General features: G+C 42.0%; 12 protein-coding genes. 8 read left to right on the top strand and 4 right to left on the bottom strand.

Annotated elements, in window-relative coordinates:
* Positions 1–1126: 1126 nt before the first annotated feature.
* Positions 1127–1708 (top strand): recombinase family protein, encoded by a 582-nt coding sequence (locus ACED42_RS16000; RefSeq protein ID WP_371703308.1) that lies wholly within the window; start codon positions 1127–1129, stop codon positions 1706–1708.
* Between the two features lie 179 nt (positions 1709–1887).
* On the opposite strand, the gene ACED42_RS15995 is transcribed toward ACED42_RS16000, so the two are convergent.
* Positions 1888–2226, bottom strand: coding sequence for a hypothetical protein (locus tag ACED42_RS15995; protein ID WP_371703307.1), 339 nt, complete (start codon positions 2224–2226; stop codon positions 1888–1890).
* A gap of 13 nt (positions 2227–2239) precedes the next feature.
* The gene (locus tag ACED42_RS15990; RefSeq protein WP_371703306.1) at positions 2240–2998 is read right to left on the bottom strand and encodes a PD-(D/E)XK nuclease superfamily protein; all 759 of its coding nucleotides are present in this window, start codon (positions 2996–2998) and stop codon (positions 2240–2242) included.
* Positions 2999–3152: 154 nt separating this feature from the next.
* On the opposite strand from ACED42_RS15990, the gene ACED42_RS15985 reads away from it, so the two are divergent.
* The 7 genes from ACED42_RS15985 (at position 3153) to ACED42_RS15955 (ending at position 12608) form a co-directional block, all read left to right on the top strand.
* Positions 3153–3752, top strand: a complete 600-nt coding sequence (locus ACED42_RS15985) for a restriction endonuclease subunit S (RefSeq protein WP_054542199.1) — start codon at positions 3153–3155, stop codon at positions 3750–3752.
* 6 nt (positions 3753–3758) lie between these two features.
* Complete coding sequence (locus ACED42_RS15980) at positions 3759–5306, top strand: type I restriction-modification system subunit M (RefSeq protein ID WP_371703304.1); 1548 nt, start codon at positions 3759–3761, stop codon at positions 5304–5306.
* A complete protein-coding gene (locus ACED42_RS15975) occupies positions 5293–6504 on the top strand; it encodes a restriction endonuclease subunit S (RefSeq protein WP_371703303.1) in 1212 nt (403 codons plus the stop codon). Before ACED42_RS15980 ends, ACED42_RS15975 begins: the two co-directional genes overlap by 14 nt.
* An 81-nt stretch (positions 6505–6585) precedes the next feature.
* Positions 6586–7923, top strand: a complete 1338-nt coding sequence (locus ACED42_RS15970; protein WP_371703301.1) for an AAA family ATPase — start codon at positions 6586–6588, stop codon at positions 7921–7923.
* Positions 7907–8548, top strand: coding sequence for a TIGR02646 family protein (locus tag ACED42_RS15965; RefSeq protein ID WP_371703300.1), 642 nt, complete (start codon positions 7907–7909; stop codon positions 8546–8548). The genes ACED42_RS15970 and ACED42_RS15965 overlap by 17 nt, the downstream gene beginning before the upstream one ends.
* On the top strand, positions 8548–11832 hold the full coding sequence (locus tag ACED42_RS15960; protein ID WP_371703298.1) for a type I restriction endonuclease subunit R: 3285 nt from the start codon (positions 8548–8550) through the stop codon (positions 11830–11832). Before ACED42_RS15965 ends, ACED42_RS15960 begins: the two co-directional genes overlap by 1 nt.
* Positions 11832–12608 (top strand): M48 family metallopeptidase, encoded by a 777-nt coding sequence (locus ACED42_RS15955; protein ID WP_371703296.1) that lies wholly within the window; start codon positions 11832–11834, stop codon positions 12606–12608. The genes ACED42_RS15960 and ACED42_RS15955 overlap by 1 nt, the downstream gene beginning before the upstream one ends.
* A 219-nt stretch (positions 12609–12827) precedes the next feature.
* Here ACED42_RS15955 and ACED42_RS15950 read toward each other — a convergent pair whose 3' ends face one another.
* Together ACED42_RS15950 and ACED42_RS15945 are read right to left on the bottom strand one after the other, a co-directional pair.
* The gene (locus ACED42_RS15950; RefSeq protein ID WP_371703294.1) at positions 12828–15200 is read right to left on the bottom strand and encodes a hypothetical protein; all 2373 of its coding nucleotides are present in this window, start codon (positions 15198–15200) and stop codon (positions 12828–12830) included.
* Between the two features lie 115 nt (positions 15201–15315).
* Positions 15316–15585: a helix-turn-helix transcriptional regulator gene (locus tag ACED42_RS15945; RefSeq protein ID WP_371703293.1), complete on the bottom strand. Its 270-nt coding sequence runs from the start codon at positions 15583–15585 to the stop codon at positions 15316–15318.
* Positions 15586–15675 lie beyond the last annotated feature (90 nt).

Here is a 15675-nt window from a genome sequence, read left to right as displayed (position 1 = left end):
TCTGATTGTCACCGCTATCAATGCTTTGTCCCAAAACCAGATCTGGTTTTCATGGTGATCTCGACCATGCACTTACAAAAAATGTAGCAACACCTCTTACCATTCATGGTCAACCTGATTGTCACTATCAATGCTTTGCCCCAAAACCAGAGCTGGTTTTCATGGTGAGTTCGACCATGAACTTACAAAAATGTAGCAATGCTCTTACTATTCATGGGCAATCTGATTGTTCGCGCAGAAAGATTAGAATGTAGGGTTTAGGACGTACTTACTCTACACCTGTTGCAGTTTTGCGCTCAAAACAAAGGATTCATTAGCTTTGGTTAGCCACTATGATGAGCAAGTAATCATCTAGGTCATTGGCAGGAGAGGAACGTGAACCGTTATATCTCACACGAATAGGAGACGCCACATCTTCGCGCTAGACCTCTAACGTGAAGTTTTAACTAACAGAATAATAGGTAGGAATATTAGAACAACATTACCGCTCAAAACTACTTTGATCAGGTATGCTTCGCACTAGAGGAGTGTGAGTTGACAGTACTTTCGCACTCGTCGAGTGCGGGATGTGGGCAACTAAAATACCATCTTTGGCAGTAACAATGCCATCTCTGGCATCAGAAGTGCCATAGGTGGCAGTCTTTTGAAATGCAGAATTTTGTGGGTTTTCCGCAAAGTAGTGCTGAAAATCAATCACTCCTTATATTAGTTATATAAATTTATAATTGTTATGATAGTTATAATTGTTATATCATGTTTTTCCTCAAAATTAAACACTAGAGCGAGATTAAATGTCATTAAAATAACAAAAGTCGGATTTATATACTGAATGATTTGTATTTGTCAGCCCTAACTAACGATAGAGATCCTATATCAAACTAGCATACTCTCTTTGTGCGCCGTCCATACATGCGATCGACCCTCCACACTCTATGTGTGCAAACATTAACCAATACATCTGCAAGTAAAGAAAATATAGCTCCAACCTAATCATATTCTTTGGTATCAAAAAACAACCGTTATACGACACCAGAAAAGGTGTACTTAAAGTGGCATCATAAATATACCTATTTAATTTATGATACCAATGGTATGATGATACCAGACTTTATGATGCGAGAATCAAATGACTGGAAGAATCTTCGCTTACTGTCGTGTATCAACGACGGAACAAACAACCGAAAACCAAATATTAGCTATTCGCAACGCTGGTTATAATGTGATCGACCATCGTGTAATTAGCGAAATTGTCTCTGGCAGTACGAAGGCTACAGACAGAGAACAATTCTCAAATTTAATCGAACATAAAATAGAAGCAGGTGACACCTTAGTCGTTCTAAAACTTGATCGACTTGGTAGAGATAACATCGATGTACAACAGACTATCGGTAAACTGATCCAAAAGGGAATTCGTGTCATTTGCTTAGACCTGCCTGTATCTGACCTCAGTTCACCAGAAGGGAAGCTCATGCTTCAGATGTTTTCAGCGTTTGCAGAGTTTGAAAGGAACCGTATAAAAGAACGGACACAAGAAGGGTTAGCCAGAGCTAAAGCTGAAGGAAAAAGACTAGGTAGACCCAAAGCTACTAAAACAACCAGACGAGTGCTAGAGTGCAAAGAAGCTGGAATGTCGCAGAGTAAAGCTGCTATTCATTTGAGCTTAGGAATAGCGACTATTAAACGTCACTGGAACAAGGCAACAAGTTGAGTCAGGTCTTCTTTAACCGCCTATCATGCCCAGCCGTATACGGTTGAAATTACCCGAGCTTGTAAACATGAAGTTTCTTCTGCCAAATCGAAAAATGGCACCTCAGCTCTAAACAACTTCGATATGTTTTGCCGAAGGCAAGCCATCACCATGACGGCTTCTGCCAACGGATACTCTGGCTACTCAGCCATTAGTTTGTCGTACTGATGTGCGTAATAAGAATCATCGTTACGACAACTATCACACTGCAAACACTCGGTGTCATCCGCCAACTCGATAGCTTCAAGTAGTTCATCACCATCTAACTTCACACAACAACCATTATGATGACCACCAGGGTCTGTTGATCCTGTACAGTGCTGCGACAGCCATGGTGATAGAACATACTTCTGAGCATGGCTCAGGCTATCGAAACTCTTCTCAATAGCTAATTTAGCAATGCCTGACACTTTCTGCTCTTCGTTATCAAAAACACCACGCTCTAGTAGAGCAGCCAATAGTTTCTCAGTTACAGTCATAGATTAAATCTCCTTAATTTAAGTTTGGTAAACATTCAGTGATCCCTGCTCGTAAGGTTCTTAAATTGTTTAAATACGGTAGGTAATCACGGCTTTGTACCCCATGCCTTGCGATAAAATTGTGGAAATCACGTTGGCAATCTAGGTACTCGTCAAAGAATTCTCCACACTGTTCATTCTTTCTCATCGCTTGGTTGAAGCGCTTTCGAGAGTATGAATCCAGCATTTTCAGCCCAGGGTGATTAGCTTGAAATAGCTCAGAACCTTGCTCAAACCTTGCAGCGACAAGTTCCAATGCATATTGCCTATTCACATTCGCAAGGAAGTTATCAAAGTCCATCACTATCAATCGCTCACCTGAGTTCAATGCCTTGTCGTACATAAACTCCAAAGCACCACGCTTAATGTTCTTCAACGGATCTTCGTAAACAAATAGAGTGGCTTCAGCATCACTGATCAGTGCGTTCTCATAGACCAGTGGGTACTTTTCATCTGTCGTCCCCGAGTCTTCCTGATACTTACACTCAATGTTCAATGTGTTGAACAAGCGAGTTTTGGTGATTTTGTTACCTTGGAAATCCAAGGTTTCAAATGTCAGAGATATGTTCTCCGCTCTGAACTCCATCTTGGTTTTGTGCTTGGTTGAATAAGCACTGTAGATAGATGGATAAGGAATATCCTTAATCACATTCACGCCTGGGATTTGCTTAAGTACTGCAAAGATCTTTGACTCAAATGCTTTACCGTTTTGTACTGCTTTTTGTCCGCTCATGATTTTTTGCTCCATTCTTTTACTGCAAATAATCTTATGATCGGTTTGAAATTTAGTCAACTTAAAATTTGCAGTTTTTTATTCCTGCATTTTTTCTTGACGTATTTGCTTAAAGTAACCACAATGGATGCAAGTTAAAGTTTGAGGTGTTGGAATGAGACTACGACTATCAGAGGTAGCGGATATTCATGCTGGCTACCCATTTCGCGGGTCAATCAAGCATGACCCAAATGCTTCCGTCCAAGTCGTGCAAGCAAAAGACATCAGTGATCTGGGTGAGTTGCAAAGCGCTGAGTTGGTGAGAACGGAATTAACAGGTAAGAAGCAGCCTATGTGGCTTGAACAAGGCGATGTTCTGTTCATTGCCAAGGGGATGAGAACCTATGCTGCCTACGTTCCTGAACAACTAGAAGACGTAATTAGTTCTCCTAGCCTGTTTCAGATCCGTATCAAGTCATCGCAACGCGATAAGATAAACCCAATGTTCTTAGCTTGGCAGCTCAATCAAAAGCCTGTGCAGCAGTACTTTAGAAAGAGTGCTGAAGGCAGCACACAAACAAACATTAGAAAACCAGTATTGGCCGATGTTGAGCTAGCGATACCAGAGATAGAAAAACAGAACACTATTGCCAAGCTTTATGCAGCAAGCATCAAAGAAAATGCATTGCTTTATAAGCTTATAAATAATCGTCAGCAGCAGCTAAATGCTATAGCTACTGACTTAATCCAGAATTCTGAACAATTTAAGGGCTAGGAAATCATGCCACACACTAAAATCAATCAAGATGACATCAACAAAGCGGTATGGGGAGCGTGTGACACCTTCCGAGGTACGGTTGATCCGTCTATCTACAAAGATTTCATCCTTACTACTTTGTTCCTTAAATACATCTCTGATGTTCACCAAGACAAGTACGATGAACTGAAAGAAGAGTATGGTGACATCCCTGAACTGATCTCAGAAATGATGGAAAGCCAATCTTTCAAAATTCCAGTAGGTTCAACATTTTGGGATCTGTATGAAGCTCGTCATGAACCTGGTAATGGTTCTCGTATCGACCAAGCTCTACATGCGATTGAAGAAGCTAACGGCACTAAACTCAAGAATGTCTTCCAAGACATTAGCTTCAACACCGATAAACTGGGTGATGAAAAGCAGAAAAATGACATTCTTCGCCATCTACTAGAAGACTTTGGTAAGGAGACCCTGAACCTACGCCCAAGCCGTGTTGGCTCTTTGGATGTGATTGGTAACGCTTACGAGTACCTCATCAAACACTTCGCTGCTGGCAGCGGTAAATCGGCTGGTGAATTCTATACACCACCAGAAGTGTCTGATCTGCTTTCTATTATCTTAGAGCCACAACAAGGCGACAGCATTTGTGACCCTGCGTGTGGTTCAGGCTCACTATTGATGAAGTGTGGTAAGCAAATTCAGAAGAACTTTGCAGGCTCTAAGCAATACGCACTGTTTGGTCAAGAAGCGATTGGCTCTACTTGGTCACTGGCTAAGATGAACATGTTCCTACACGGTGAAGATAACCATCGTATTGAATGGGGCGATACCATTCGTAACCCGAAGCTTCAGGATAAGGAAGGCGGACTGCTGCACTTTGATGTGGTAACAGCGAACCCTCCGTTCTCTCTTGATAAATGGGGCTTTGAGGATGCTGGTAACGATCACTTTGGTCGCTTCCGCCGTGGTATTCCGCCAAAGACCAAAGGTGACTATGCGTTTATCTCACACATGATTGAGACACTAAAGCCTGCTTCTCAAGGTAAAAAAGGCGGTCGCATGGGCGTGGTTGTGCCTCACGGTGTGCTATTTCGCGCTTCAAGTGAAGGCAAAATCCGTAAGCAACTTATCGATGAGAACCTGCTAGATACCGTGATTGGTCTACCTGAAAAGCTGTTCTTTGGTACGGGTATTCCTGCGGCAATTCTTATCTTCAAAAAGCAGAAAGACGACCCTTCTCATAACAATACGGTGCTGTTTATTGATGCATCTCGCGAGTTCAAGTCTGGTAAGAACCAAAACCAGCTAACTCCTGAGAACATTCAGAAGGTTGTCGATACCTACAAAGCACGTGAAACTACTGACAAATACTCATACCTAGCTTCGCTAGAAGAGATTGCTGAGAACGACTACAACCTTAATATTCCTCGTTATGTGGATACCTTTGAGGAAGAAGAAGAGATCGACCTAGTCGCTGTTCGTACTGAGCGTTTGGCACTACAGAGTGAGTTAGCTGAGCTAGAAGCAGAAATGGCGGGTTACCTAGAGGAGCTGGGCTATGGAAACAAATGAGTACACTAATCATCCTCATTTGGGGTTAATACCAAGTGATTGGGTTGTAACTAACTCTAGTGCTGTTTGCACAAAGATTACTGATGGAACTCATGATACCCCAACACCTACTTCAAGTGGGCTTCCTTATATAAAATCGGTACATATTAAAAAAGGAACCATTACGTTTGAAAGCTCCCTTTTTTTGAGTAAGGAAGATCACGATATTATCTATAAACGTTGTAACCCAGAGAAAGGAGATTTATTAGTTGTAAACATTGGTTTAGGGAATATTGGTGAATGCGCCTATGTTGATGTTGATTTTGAGTTTAGTATGAAAAACATAGCGTTACTCAAGCCTAACCCTAAACGATTAGATGGGAAGTACTTATATTATTATTATGAATCAAGGAAAAATAGAGTTGTACACGCAACTAAGACAGGCGGTGCACAACCTTTTTTATCCATTAAAGATCTAAAAAAACTAAAATTGGTAGTCCCCCCGCTCCCAGAACAACGCAAAATCGCCGAAATCCTCTCAACATGGGATAAAGCAATTACCACCACTGAAAAGCTGATTGAAACCAGCAAACAGCAGAAGAAAGCTCTAATGCAGCAGCTTTTAACGGGTAAGAAGCGTTTGGTGAACCCTGATACGGGTAAGGTGTTTGAGGGGGAATGGGAAGAGGTGCATCTATCAGATATTGCAGGAATAAAAAAAGGCAAAGCACTAAGTGCAAAAAATGTTGTTGATGGTAGTTTCCCTGTCATTGCAGGTGGTAAAACTAGCCCTTACAACCATAACCAGTTTACACACTCAGAAATTATCACTGTGAGCGCAAGTGGATCATACGCTGGGTACGTATCTTATCACCCATACAAAATTTGGGCTTCTGATTGTTCGGTGGTAAGCACCAGAGTAGGAAATGATATTGGCTTTATTTTCCAATGGTTACAGTTGAATCAAAATCGTATCTATTCACTGCAAAGTGGCGGTGCACAACCCCACATTTATCCGAAAGATTTAGAAGTGTTAAAGCTACTAAAGCCTAAATTGAACGAACAGAAAAAAATCGCTTCAGTCCTAACTGTGGCCGATAAAGAAATCGAAATACTGACAGCTAAACTTGCTCACTTTAAGCAAGAGAAAAAGGCGCTGATGCAGCAGTTATTGACGGGTAAGCGCCGAGTGAAAATCGATGAGGTTGAAGTCGCTTAATCGAGAGTCCCCCCTCACCATAAGAGGGGATTAGCTACTTTGATTTCGGGCAAGGGATAAATTTAACGGGTTCATAATGACATGAAATTAAAAACATTAACTTTAGAAAACTTCCGTGGCTTCAAACGTTTTGAGTGCGATTTTCAGCCTGGCATTAATGTATTGGTTGGTCTTAATGGTTACGGTAAAACCTCACTGCTAGATGCAATTTCTGTTGCTTATGGCCAGTTCCTGAGTGGCTTTGGTACAAGCACAGACCGAGCTATTCGAGACAATGATATTCACCTTGGTAAAATTGGTTCTCAAGACCAAGGTTTTACCATGGAATATCAATTCCCTGTTCAAGTTTCAGCTCAGGCATATAATGACTACGTTGATGACTTTCCTTCTGAATGGTCTCGTTCTCGTAATACGCTAAAGAGTACTGGAACTAAAGTTTCAGAGTTGATCAACGTTGCAAAGCGTTTACAAAAAATCGTACAAGATGGCGCTCACCCAACACTTCCAGTTATTGCGGTTTACGGTACTGAGCGACTATGGAATCAAAGTTTTGATCCATCAAGTGAGTCACCAAAGTTATCTAAAACAAGCCGATTAGAGGGTTATCGAGATTGGGATAAACCCGCAAGTAGCTACAGAACATTTGCTAGTTGGCTTCACCAAGAGACGATGGCAAGCTTCGAACGTGGGATGCAGCAGCAAGAACAAAGAATGTCTGGGAACCTTGTAAAAGGGAACATACATGCTGACCGTTTAACTTCATTACAGAAAGCACTCAATATTATTCTTGAGCCTTCTGGCTGGTCGAATGTTCATTACTCAGCCACTGCAAAGCAAGTAGTTGCTACGCACAAAGAACAAGGTAATGTGCCGATTTCACTGCTCAGTGATGGCGTGCGCAATATGATAGGCATGATTGCAGATATTGCTCGAAGAGCAATTCAACTCAACCCTCACATGGGAACTCATGCTGTACAGGATAGCCACGGCATTGTGCTTATTGATGAAGTCGATATGCACTTACATCCTCAGTGGCAGCGGACAATCCTTGAAAGCTTAAAACGAGCTTTCCCAAAGGTTCAGTTTATCGTTACCACTCACTCGCCATTAGTGATCAGTGATAGCAAAGGCATTCATGTGAGCTTGTTGGATAACCCAGAGAAGGCGACACCTGTGCCTGATCTGTATGGTCAAGATGCTAACTCTGTTCTTCTCGATATCATGGATACTGATGTTCGAAATGCTGAAGTGAATGCGCAAATCGGGGATTTGCTTGATGCTATCCATGATTCAAATATCAAGACGGCAAAACAACTACTAGCGGACTTACAAGCCGACTTGCCAGCGGGTAACTTAGAACTATCTAAAGCAAAACTATTGCTTCGTAAGAAGGAGCTAAGAATTGCGAAAGATAACTAAACGAGCAGGGTATGAGCCGCAACAATTGACGGATTGGAAGCGAGCCAATCCGAATAAGCGATATCCACAGCTTAAAGATGGAGGTGTTCGTCAAGCAATCCGCATGGAAGCACTCGCGGAACAACATTTCTTATGTGGTCATTGTTGTCAGGCTTTATCTGGTGATGGCGATTGCCATAATGAGCATGTTGAAGCACAAGACCTTAATCAAAATCGAACTTTGGATTTCAGCAATATCATTGCTAGCTGTAACACATTGAACCAATGCGGTGATTCACATAAATCTCAAGCTCTTCCACTCACCCCGTTTATGGATGAATGTGAGACTGACTTAGTCTTTAAACTCAGTGGTCGTGTTTCAGGTAAAAGCCCTGATGCTATTGAAACTATCAGGGTTCTAAACCTGGGTGATAGAGATAGCAATAATAAATCGCTCATTGCAAAGCGTAAAGCTGCCGTTCACTCTCTACTTTGGCAATACAGCATTGACCCTGATGCAGATCCTGAACTGGAAGATGATGAAATAATCGAAATGATGATTGACGATTTGTCTACTCCAGCCGATGGCAAGCTAGAAGCTTTCTCGCCTGTCGTCGTAAATGTGCTAAAGCAATGGATTGCATAATGAATAATTCCAATAACGTACCTAACTTCCGTGAAGAACAAAGTGCAAAAATCCCAGCGCTAACCCTACTGGCTAACTTAGGTTACACGTTTATCCCACCAAGCGAGTGCTTGGTGAAACGAGGCAACCGAACCGTGGTTATCTTGCCTGATGTGTTACGTGATGTGCTTAAACACAAAACCTACAACTTCATGGGCAAGCAGCACAAGCTATCAGAAGCAGCCATCGATAAAATTATTCATGAGCTGGCGAACCCAGCCATGAATGAAGGCTTAAAGGCCGCGAATGAGAAGCTGTACAACGCCCTCACTTATGGCATCAGTGTCACCGAGTTTATCGACGGTAAGAAAGCGAACCCGACCATCGACATCATTGATTGGGAAGCACCAAAAAACAATAAGTACCACTTCACCGAAGAGCTAGAAGTAGAAAATGCTTATGGGACAGGTAAGCGTATCCCTGATGTAGTGTGTTTTGTAAATGGCCTTCCTTGGGTAGTGATAGAAGCGAAGCGCCCTGATTCCTCTTCTGAAGGGAAACCAACTGTATCGGAAGGTATCTCGCAGAACATCCGTAACCAAAAGGTAGATGAAATCCCTCATCTGTTCGCTTATAGCCAACTATTGGTCTCTGTGAATGGTCACGAAGGTCTATACGCTACCTGCGGAACGCCTGAAAAATTCTGGGCGAAATGGAAAGAAGAAGAGATCACTGAGGCAACCTTTGCACGTTTAAAGAACGCGCCATTAGCACAAGACAAACTCGACCTTATATTCAACCACCGTTCTGCCAAAGTACGTGATGAGTACCTGTCTTTGATTGCGGGTGGCGATCTTGTGGTTACCGAGCAAGATCGTTTATTAGTCTCACTCTTACGTCATGACCGCCTGTTGGAGATGACTCAGCTTTTTACACTGTTTGATAAAAAGGCTGGCAAAATTGTCGCTCGTTATCAGCAAGTCTTCGGCATTAAAGCGTTAATTGAACGTGTCACCTCTTTTGATGAGCAAGGCGCACGTAACGGTGGCGTGATCTGGCATACAACAGGCTCAGGTAAGTCGTTCACTATGGTCTTCTTATCCAAAGCCCTTATTTGGCTTAAAGAGTTAGCCAAATGCCGTGTCGTTGTAGTGACTGACCGTGTTGACCTTGAAGATCAACTTGCCCGTACTTTCGCTTCAGGCGGTGCATTATCGGATAAAGATAAAAAATCGGCTATGGCGACGACAGGTCGCCGTTTAGCAGATCAAATCGGTAAAGGTAACGAGCGTATTATCTTCTCCATCATCAATAAGTTTGGTACGGCTATCGAGCTACCAGAGTGCTACAACGACAGTCCAGATATTATTGTATTGGTTGATGAAGGCCACCGTAGCCAAAACGGTGAGAATAACATTCGAATGCAACAAGCTCTTCCGAAAGCCGCTTATATTGGTTTTACGGGAACACCTTTGTTGCAAGACGATAAAACCGAAAATAAGTTTGGTAAGATTATTCACTCATACACAATGCAACAAGCGGTAGAAGATAAAACGGTGACGCCTTTATTGTATGAAGAACGTATTCCTGATCTCAGCACTAATGACAAAGCCATTGATGCGTGGTTTGACCGTATCACCGATAAGCTGTCTGAAAAACAGCGAACAGACTTGAAGAAAAAGTTTGCTCAGAAAGGTCAAATCTATCAAACCGAAGGTCGATTGGAACTCATCGCCCATGATATTTCCGATCACTTCCAAAACTTCAAACGTCAAGGCTTAAAAGGTCAACTTGCCTGTGACTCAAAAGCCTCTGCTATTCAATATAAGAAGCTTTTAGACCAAATAGGTAAAGTGACTTCCGTTGTCGCAATGTCTGCGCCTGATACTCGTGAAGGCCACGATACTGTCGATGGTGAAAGCAAAGACATAGTGCAAAATTGGTGGAAGGAAAACGTCCTTAATTCTGATTTTGGTCAAGACGAAAAAGCCTATACCCAGCACATCATTGATGAATTTAGTAAAGACGATGGCCCTGACATCATGATCGTGGTGGATAAGCTTCTGACAGGTTTTGATGAACCCAAGAATACCGTGCTTTACATCGATAAGCCGATGAAGCAACACAACTTGATTCAGGCGATTGCCCGTGTAAACCGTCTCCACCAGAAAAAACAATTTGGTTACTTGATTGATTATCGTGGCATTTTGAAAGAGCTGGATGCGTCTATTGCCAGTTATCAAGAGCTTGAAGAGCGTATCAAAGGCGGATTTGATATTGATGACTTGCAAGGTCTCTATAGCCGCATGGACACTGAATATAAGAAGCTGCCAGGTTTCTATAGCGATTTATGGGCAACGTTTGAAGGTGTACAGAACAAGCAAGATGGACAAGCGCTTCGTCAAGTACTAGCACCCAAGATTGACACGATTGATGGCCAGCTTACCGACACCAATTTGAAAAAACGTGAGGACTTTTATGCATCACTCACAACGTTTGCTAACTGCCTGAAAGTAGCTTTGCAATCAGCTACATATTTTGAAGATAAGAGTTTTGATGATAAGCGTGAGCTGTACAAAAAGACGTTGAGATCGATGTCTGAGTTACGTCGCCAAGTACGTGAAGATGCGGAAGAAACGGTTGACTACGATGAGTATGCTGAAAATATCCGAACCATGCTGGATAAGCACATTGGCGGTGTAGAGATCCAAGAATCTCAAGGCGTCTACTTAGTCGGTAACATGGGTAAAGATGTAAAGCTTGAAGAAATGACCGACGATGAGGCTCGTAACAAGAAAGATGCTATCACTGGTCGTGTGACTAAGATGATTGATCAGGATCTCGCAGATGACCCGTATGCTCAGGAGTATTTTTCTAAGTTGCTAAAACAAGCCATCGAACAAGCGAAAGAGATGTTTGATGCCCCAGTAAAGCAATACCTGTTGTTTGCTGATTTTGAAGAACAAGTAAAAGAGCGAAATGTCGAAGGTATGCCTATTGACCGCTTCTCCGAACTTGGCCCAAAAATCAAACGTCACGTCCAAGCTTACTACGGGTTATTCTTGAAAAACCTAGCCGATAGCAATGCTCTAAGTGAAGATGAACGCTTCGATTATGCAATGCAAATCGATAAAGTGGTGACGGCATCTGTTGCTGAGTTTTCAATTAACCCACAAGAGATTGAAAATCACATTCGTCGTAAGCTGCTACCTGTGCTGTTTAAAGCCGTCGGCATGGACACTGCGAAGGTGATTATTGCCGATATTATCCAAATCACTCGTCTGGGTGTGGCAGGTCATCATTAATGACTTCGGTAAGTTCTAATGAAGGCAGCAAAGAGGAATACAGCTTCATCTATGGTGATGAGGCTGTTACCTACGAAGTCGTTCGAAAACCCCTCGCAGAAGGCCAAAAGCGAAAGATAACCATTAAAGTTCACCCTAACTGTGAAGTGGCAATTACCGCACCAGAAGATACCGAACGTGATGATATTCATGAAGCGGTAATGAAGCGTGCTAAGTGGATCTATGACGCACTCAAGGAGTTTCGTGCTCACTTAGAGTTTGTTCAGCCCAAGCATTATGTCAGCGGTGAAATGCAGTTTTACTTAGGGCGCAGATATGTACTTAAAATTGTGGAAGACATTGAGGCTTTACCTTCGGTAAAAATGAACCGAGGTAAGCTCTTAGTAACCTTAACTCGTTTTAATGACGACAAGACGGCTATGGTTCGAGCTTTGGTTCGTAATTGGTATAAGGTTCGTGCCGAACGTATCTTTCATGAGCGCCTTGCAGAGCTGATTCCACAAACAACATGGGTTGAAGGCATACCCAGCTTTCGTGTTTTTCCCATGGCGAAGCAATGGGGTAGCTGTTCAGCAAAAGGTAACTTGATGCTCAACCCTCACTTAATCAAAGCGCCAAAAGAGTGTATTGACTATGTGATCCTACATGAGCTTTGCCATATCGCAGAGCACAACCATAGTGAGCGTTTCTGGCGCTTGTTGACCAGCGTAATGCCGCATTGGAAAGAAGTGAAAAGCCGTTTGGACGGGATGGCCGAGCTTTATTTGAATGAGTAAGTAGAGTGTTGAACCGTCACAGGCAGGGATGTTAGCCTAAGTTTAGACTACTGATTCTCAGGCTACGGGGGTAGCCTAGCTGTGAGTGCCCTTTTTTAGACTACGAGTGTAGGCTAGTTTGGGGGTCTATTTCCAAACTAGTGGCAAACATCGGTACACTTTTTTCTGTCAGCTGTAATTCTTATCTGACTTAAGAATTCTTAAAGTTGCTAAGAATCGCTAAGAAACAGGAACCTTGGGCAACTCTAACTTCTGACGGATGTAGGTTCGATATTGCCTGGCTCTAGGGTCTAGTGACACTCTGGCTCGCCTAGTTGTCGGACTAAATTTACCAAGTTTGAATCCTAAGATCTCCAACGTTTCCCTTACGAATTGAGTTGCCTTCTTCTGCGAGTCTACTTTTCTTCTTCTAAGCCTATCGCTGTCAAAGACAATTGCTAAGGTCTCTCGTTTTGACAAGACTTTCTTGGAGATTGAGAGCATATCATCCTGATTTAAAAACACTTTAGGTTTTATTTCATCGAATTGGTTGTTTAGAAATAAAACTGAATGAAGAAACTTTGCAATATCTACATTTAACTCATTGAGTTCATCATCTAGTTTAAGTTCATCATCATCTCGAACTAAGGGTAGAAGTGAGAAAACACGCCTATTGAACTGGAAGTGAAAGTGAACATCTTCTTCAGTCAATGCTTCAAGACGATAGTATTGTCTTATAGTAGAGTGAATGATGGCAGGTTCAAGCTCGCTACTGATACAGCTGTTTCTATGAGCAAATGAGATTGCACCTTGCTGTATGTCTCTAGCTTCAAGCACTGCTTTAACTAAGCTTTTAAAGTATTCACGAGACTCTTGGTGGATTTGGTGCGTAGCGCCGAGTAGATCTGAGGCCATATGGCTTTCTACGGTAGTTTTGAATCCAAGGTGCTTCAATGTAAAGAAGAGGCTTGTATCTAGTGATGAATTTAGCCGTTTATTTCGAGAATTAAAGAGCCTCATCCATCGAAACCAATCTTGACCTTTGAATGCCAGTGGAGAGTCCTCTGTTACGACATCTTTATTACTATTTGTTGCAAAAACGATTTCCCGAGCGCTGCGAAACCGCCTAGAAAAATTGACCAGTTCTAGCGGGCATAGTGTTTTGTCTGCGATAACAGTAACTCTATTAGTAAAGTTAGAAGTTATTGAAAAACCAGACGCTAAACAGGGTGATACAAGAATTGCGCGGTACTTGTGAATATGAAGATTAGGGTTTGAAAGTAGTTCTTTCTGCTCTGCTAGGCCCTTGTTGTCGGCATGAAGGACTAAGATACCTTTCTTCAGAGCTGATTCTTCACAATAAAGGTTCTGTTCATTTACGAAACCTAAAGCTTTTACTGTACGCTTTAGTGTATTGACAGAATCAAACAAGAAAGCCTTGTCTATCAGAAGTCTTTGACTTATCTCATTTGCTAGATAGGTGGCTTTATCTTTTACGATTGCATGAATGTTTGTATAAGGGTTCTCGGTGCAATAGAGCACTGTTAGCTTTCCTCTTATCCCTTGAATAAAGCCCAAACTAATATCAGATAAGTCCGCATCTCCGATGATAACATTTTCCGCATTTTCGATTGCGTAGCATAATGAATCAAATACCTTGTTACGTTGCATCTGCGAGTTATCTTCAGAGCAAACGACAGTTTGGAATACTTTTTCAAACTCATCGATGATCAGCGTGTCGCAGTTAGCTAACTTATCTAGGAACATATCTTTGTAGATACTGTTAATGACAACACCAAAAGCCTGACAGTTTTCGACCTCGTTCAGCTTATTTGAGGTGTAAGATGTAGCTTGGTGGTCATGGCAAAACTGCTCGACTAGAGCTATCAAGTGAGATACGTACACAACTCGTTCTTTTTCGCTTGCATGTTGTGCAAGCGGGCCGAATAAATGTTTTGTCTTTCCTGTACCCGTAGCGGCCTTAATCGCCAGCGTTGAACACTCTCGTAGCTCATGCTTAAGGTCTATTGAATCTAGCTTTGTGAAATGCTTGCGACTGAACGACTCCGATATAGATGCATTTTTGTCAACAGTTTCCTGACGATTTGATATTTCTTCTTTTAAAGCAATAAGTAAATCGTTAAAAATAATGTGGTTGCACGCGATGTACTTGCACACGATATCTTTTGGTTCCATTGAGATTAGAGGAAACTGATGGCTTAAGTTTTTAGCTATCATTTGAAGGTATTCTTGGCGTGGAGCCAACTCGTAAAGTGCTAACAAATACTCGGTACTTCTACGTTTTGGACATAGAGTTTTTTTTGATTTGGTGTCGAGAACGGGCAGCCGAGTAGTGAAAAAGTTCTTTTGTAGAATATAGATAGCTGTGCTCAAGTGTCTTTGGGAGTCAATGACTACACGAGTAACACTACCGACGGAGTCATGGTAATAGTTTATGACTTTGTCCAACTCACTGTGCTTTGATAAAGCGATTATTCTAGAGTCCATCGACGGGTATTGGATCTCTTTGTTAGATAACAGCGTTATCTTGTTGGTGTTTGCAGCGTTTAAGAGTAGGTGCTCAGATGCCAAGCCTGTTGCGATAGTTGTCATGTCTCAACTTCTTATATCTATCGATGAATAAAAGAAGTGGGATCTTTTGTTATTTATATATACAGAAGAAAAATCCCACTTTTTGACAGCATGCGATGCATGCTAAGAAAGCGAGTTATGCAGCTAGCGCTGTATAATAGGTTTCTTCAAAAAGTGACTGGCGTCTTTCGAGTAATTCAGAGACAACAGCTCTTAGATCTTTATCTAATGCCATCGCTGCGATGACAGTATCAATTTCATGGGATAGGAAGCCGACAGAATTTGCGCCGAGTGAAATCGATGGCGGAAATGATCCGTCATTAATTTTACGGTGTAGTGTAGCTTTAGAGAATGGAATACGTGCTAGAACGTCATGCTTACGTTCGATCTTGAAGTTATTGCTCATAGAAAACCTGTGTTTATATGCTTATTAATCAAGCTGTTGTTGAAAGTTAGGTTTTTGAAACTATGAGTACTAGTGCTCAGCGAAATGCTA

Origin of the sequence: Vibrio sp. FF145, assembly GCF_041439075.1 — a bacterium.
GTDB lineage: Bacteria > Pseudomonadota > Gammaproteobacteria > Enterobacterales > Vibrionaceae > Vibrio > Vibrio tasmaniensis_A.
The sequence above is the reverse complement of the archived record's forward strand: the minus strand, read 5'-3'. Positions and strand labels throughout refer to the sequence as shown.

Excerpts from the sequence above, each read along its gene's own strand:
- ACED42_RS16000 (WP_371703308.1), top strand. The coding sequence starts at position 1,127 with ATGACTGGAAGAATCTTCGCTTACTGTCGTGTATCAACGACGGAACAA.
- ACED42_RS15995 (WP_371703307.1), bottom strand. The coding sequence starts at position 2,226 with ATGACTGTAACTGAGAAACTATTGGCTGCTCTACTAGAGCGTGGTGTT.
- ACED42_RS15985 (WP_054542199.1), top strand. The coding sequence starts at position 3,153 with ATGAGACTACGACTATCAGAGGTAGCGGATATTCATGCTGGCTACCCA.
- ACED42_RS15970 (WP_371703301.1), top strand. The coding sequence starts at position 6,586 with ATGAAATTAAAAACATTAACTTTAGAAAACTTCCGTGGCTTCAAACGT.
- ACED42_RS15975 (WP_371703303.1), top strand. The coding sequence starts at position 5,293 with ATGGAAACAAATGAGTACACTAATCATCCTCATTTGGGGTTAATACCA.
- ACED42_RS15950 (WP_371703294.1), bottom strand. The coding sequence starts at position 15,200 with ATGACAACTATCGCAACAGGCTTGGCATCTGAGCACCTACTCTTAAAC.
- ACED42_RS15945 (WP_371703293.1), bottom strand. The coding sequence starts at position 15,585 with ATGAGCAATAACTTCAAGATCGAACGTAAGCATGACGTTCTAGCACGT.
- ACED42_RS15980 (WP_371703304.1), top strand. The coding sequence starts at position 3,759 with ATGCCACACACTAAAATCAATCAAGATGACATCAACAAAGCGGTATGG.
- ACED42_RS15990 (WP_371703306.1), bottom strand. The coding sequence starts at position 2,998 with ATGAGCGGACAAAAAGCAGTACAAAACGGTAAAGCATTTGAGTCAAAG.
- ACED42_RS15960 (WP_371703298.1), top strand. The coding sequence starts at position 8,548 with ATGAATAATTCCAATAACGTACCTAACTTCCGTGAAGAACAAAGTGCA.
- ACED42_RS15955 (WP_371703296.1), top strand. The coding sequence starts at position 11,832 with ATGACTTCGGTAAGTTCTAATGAAGGCAGCAAAGAGGAATACAGCTTC.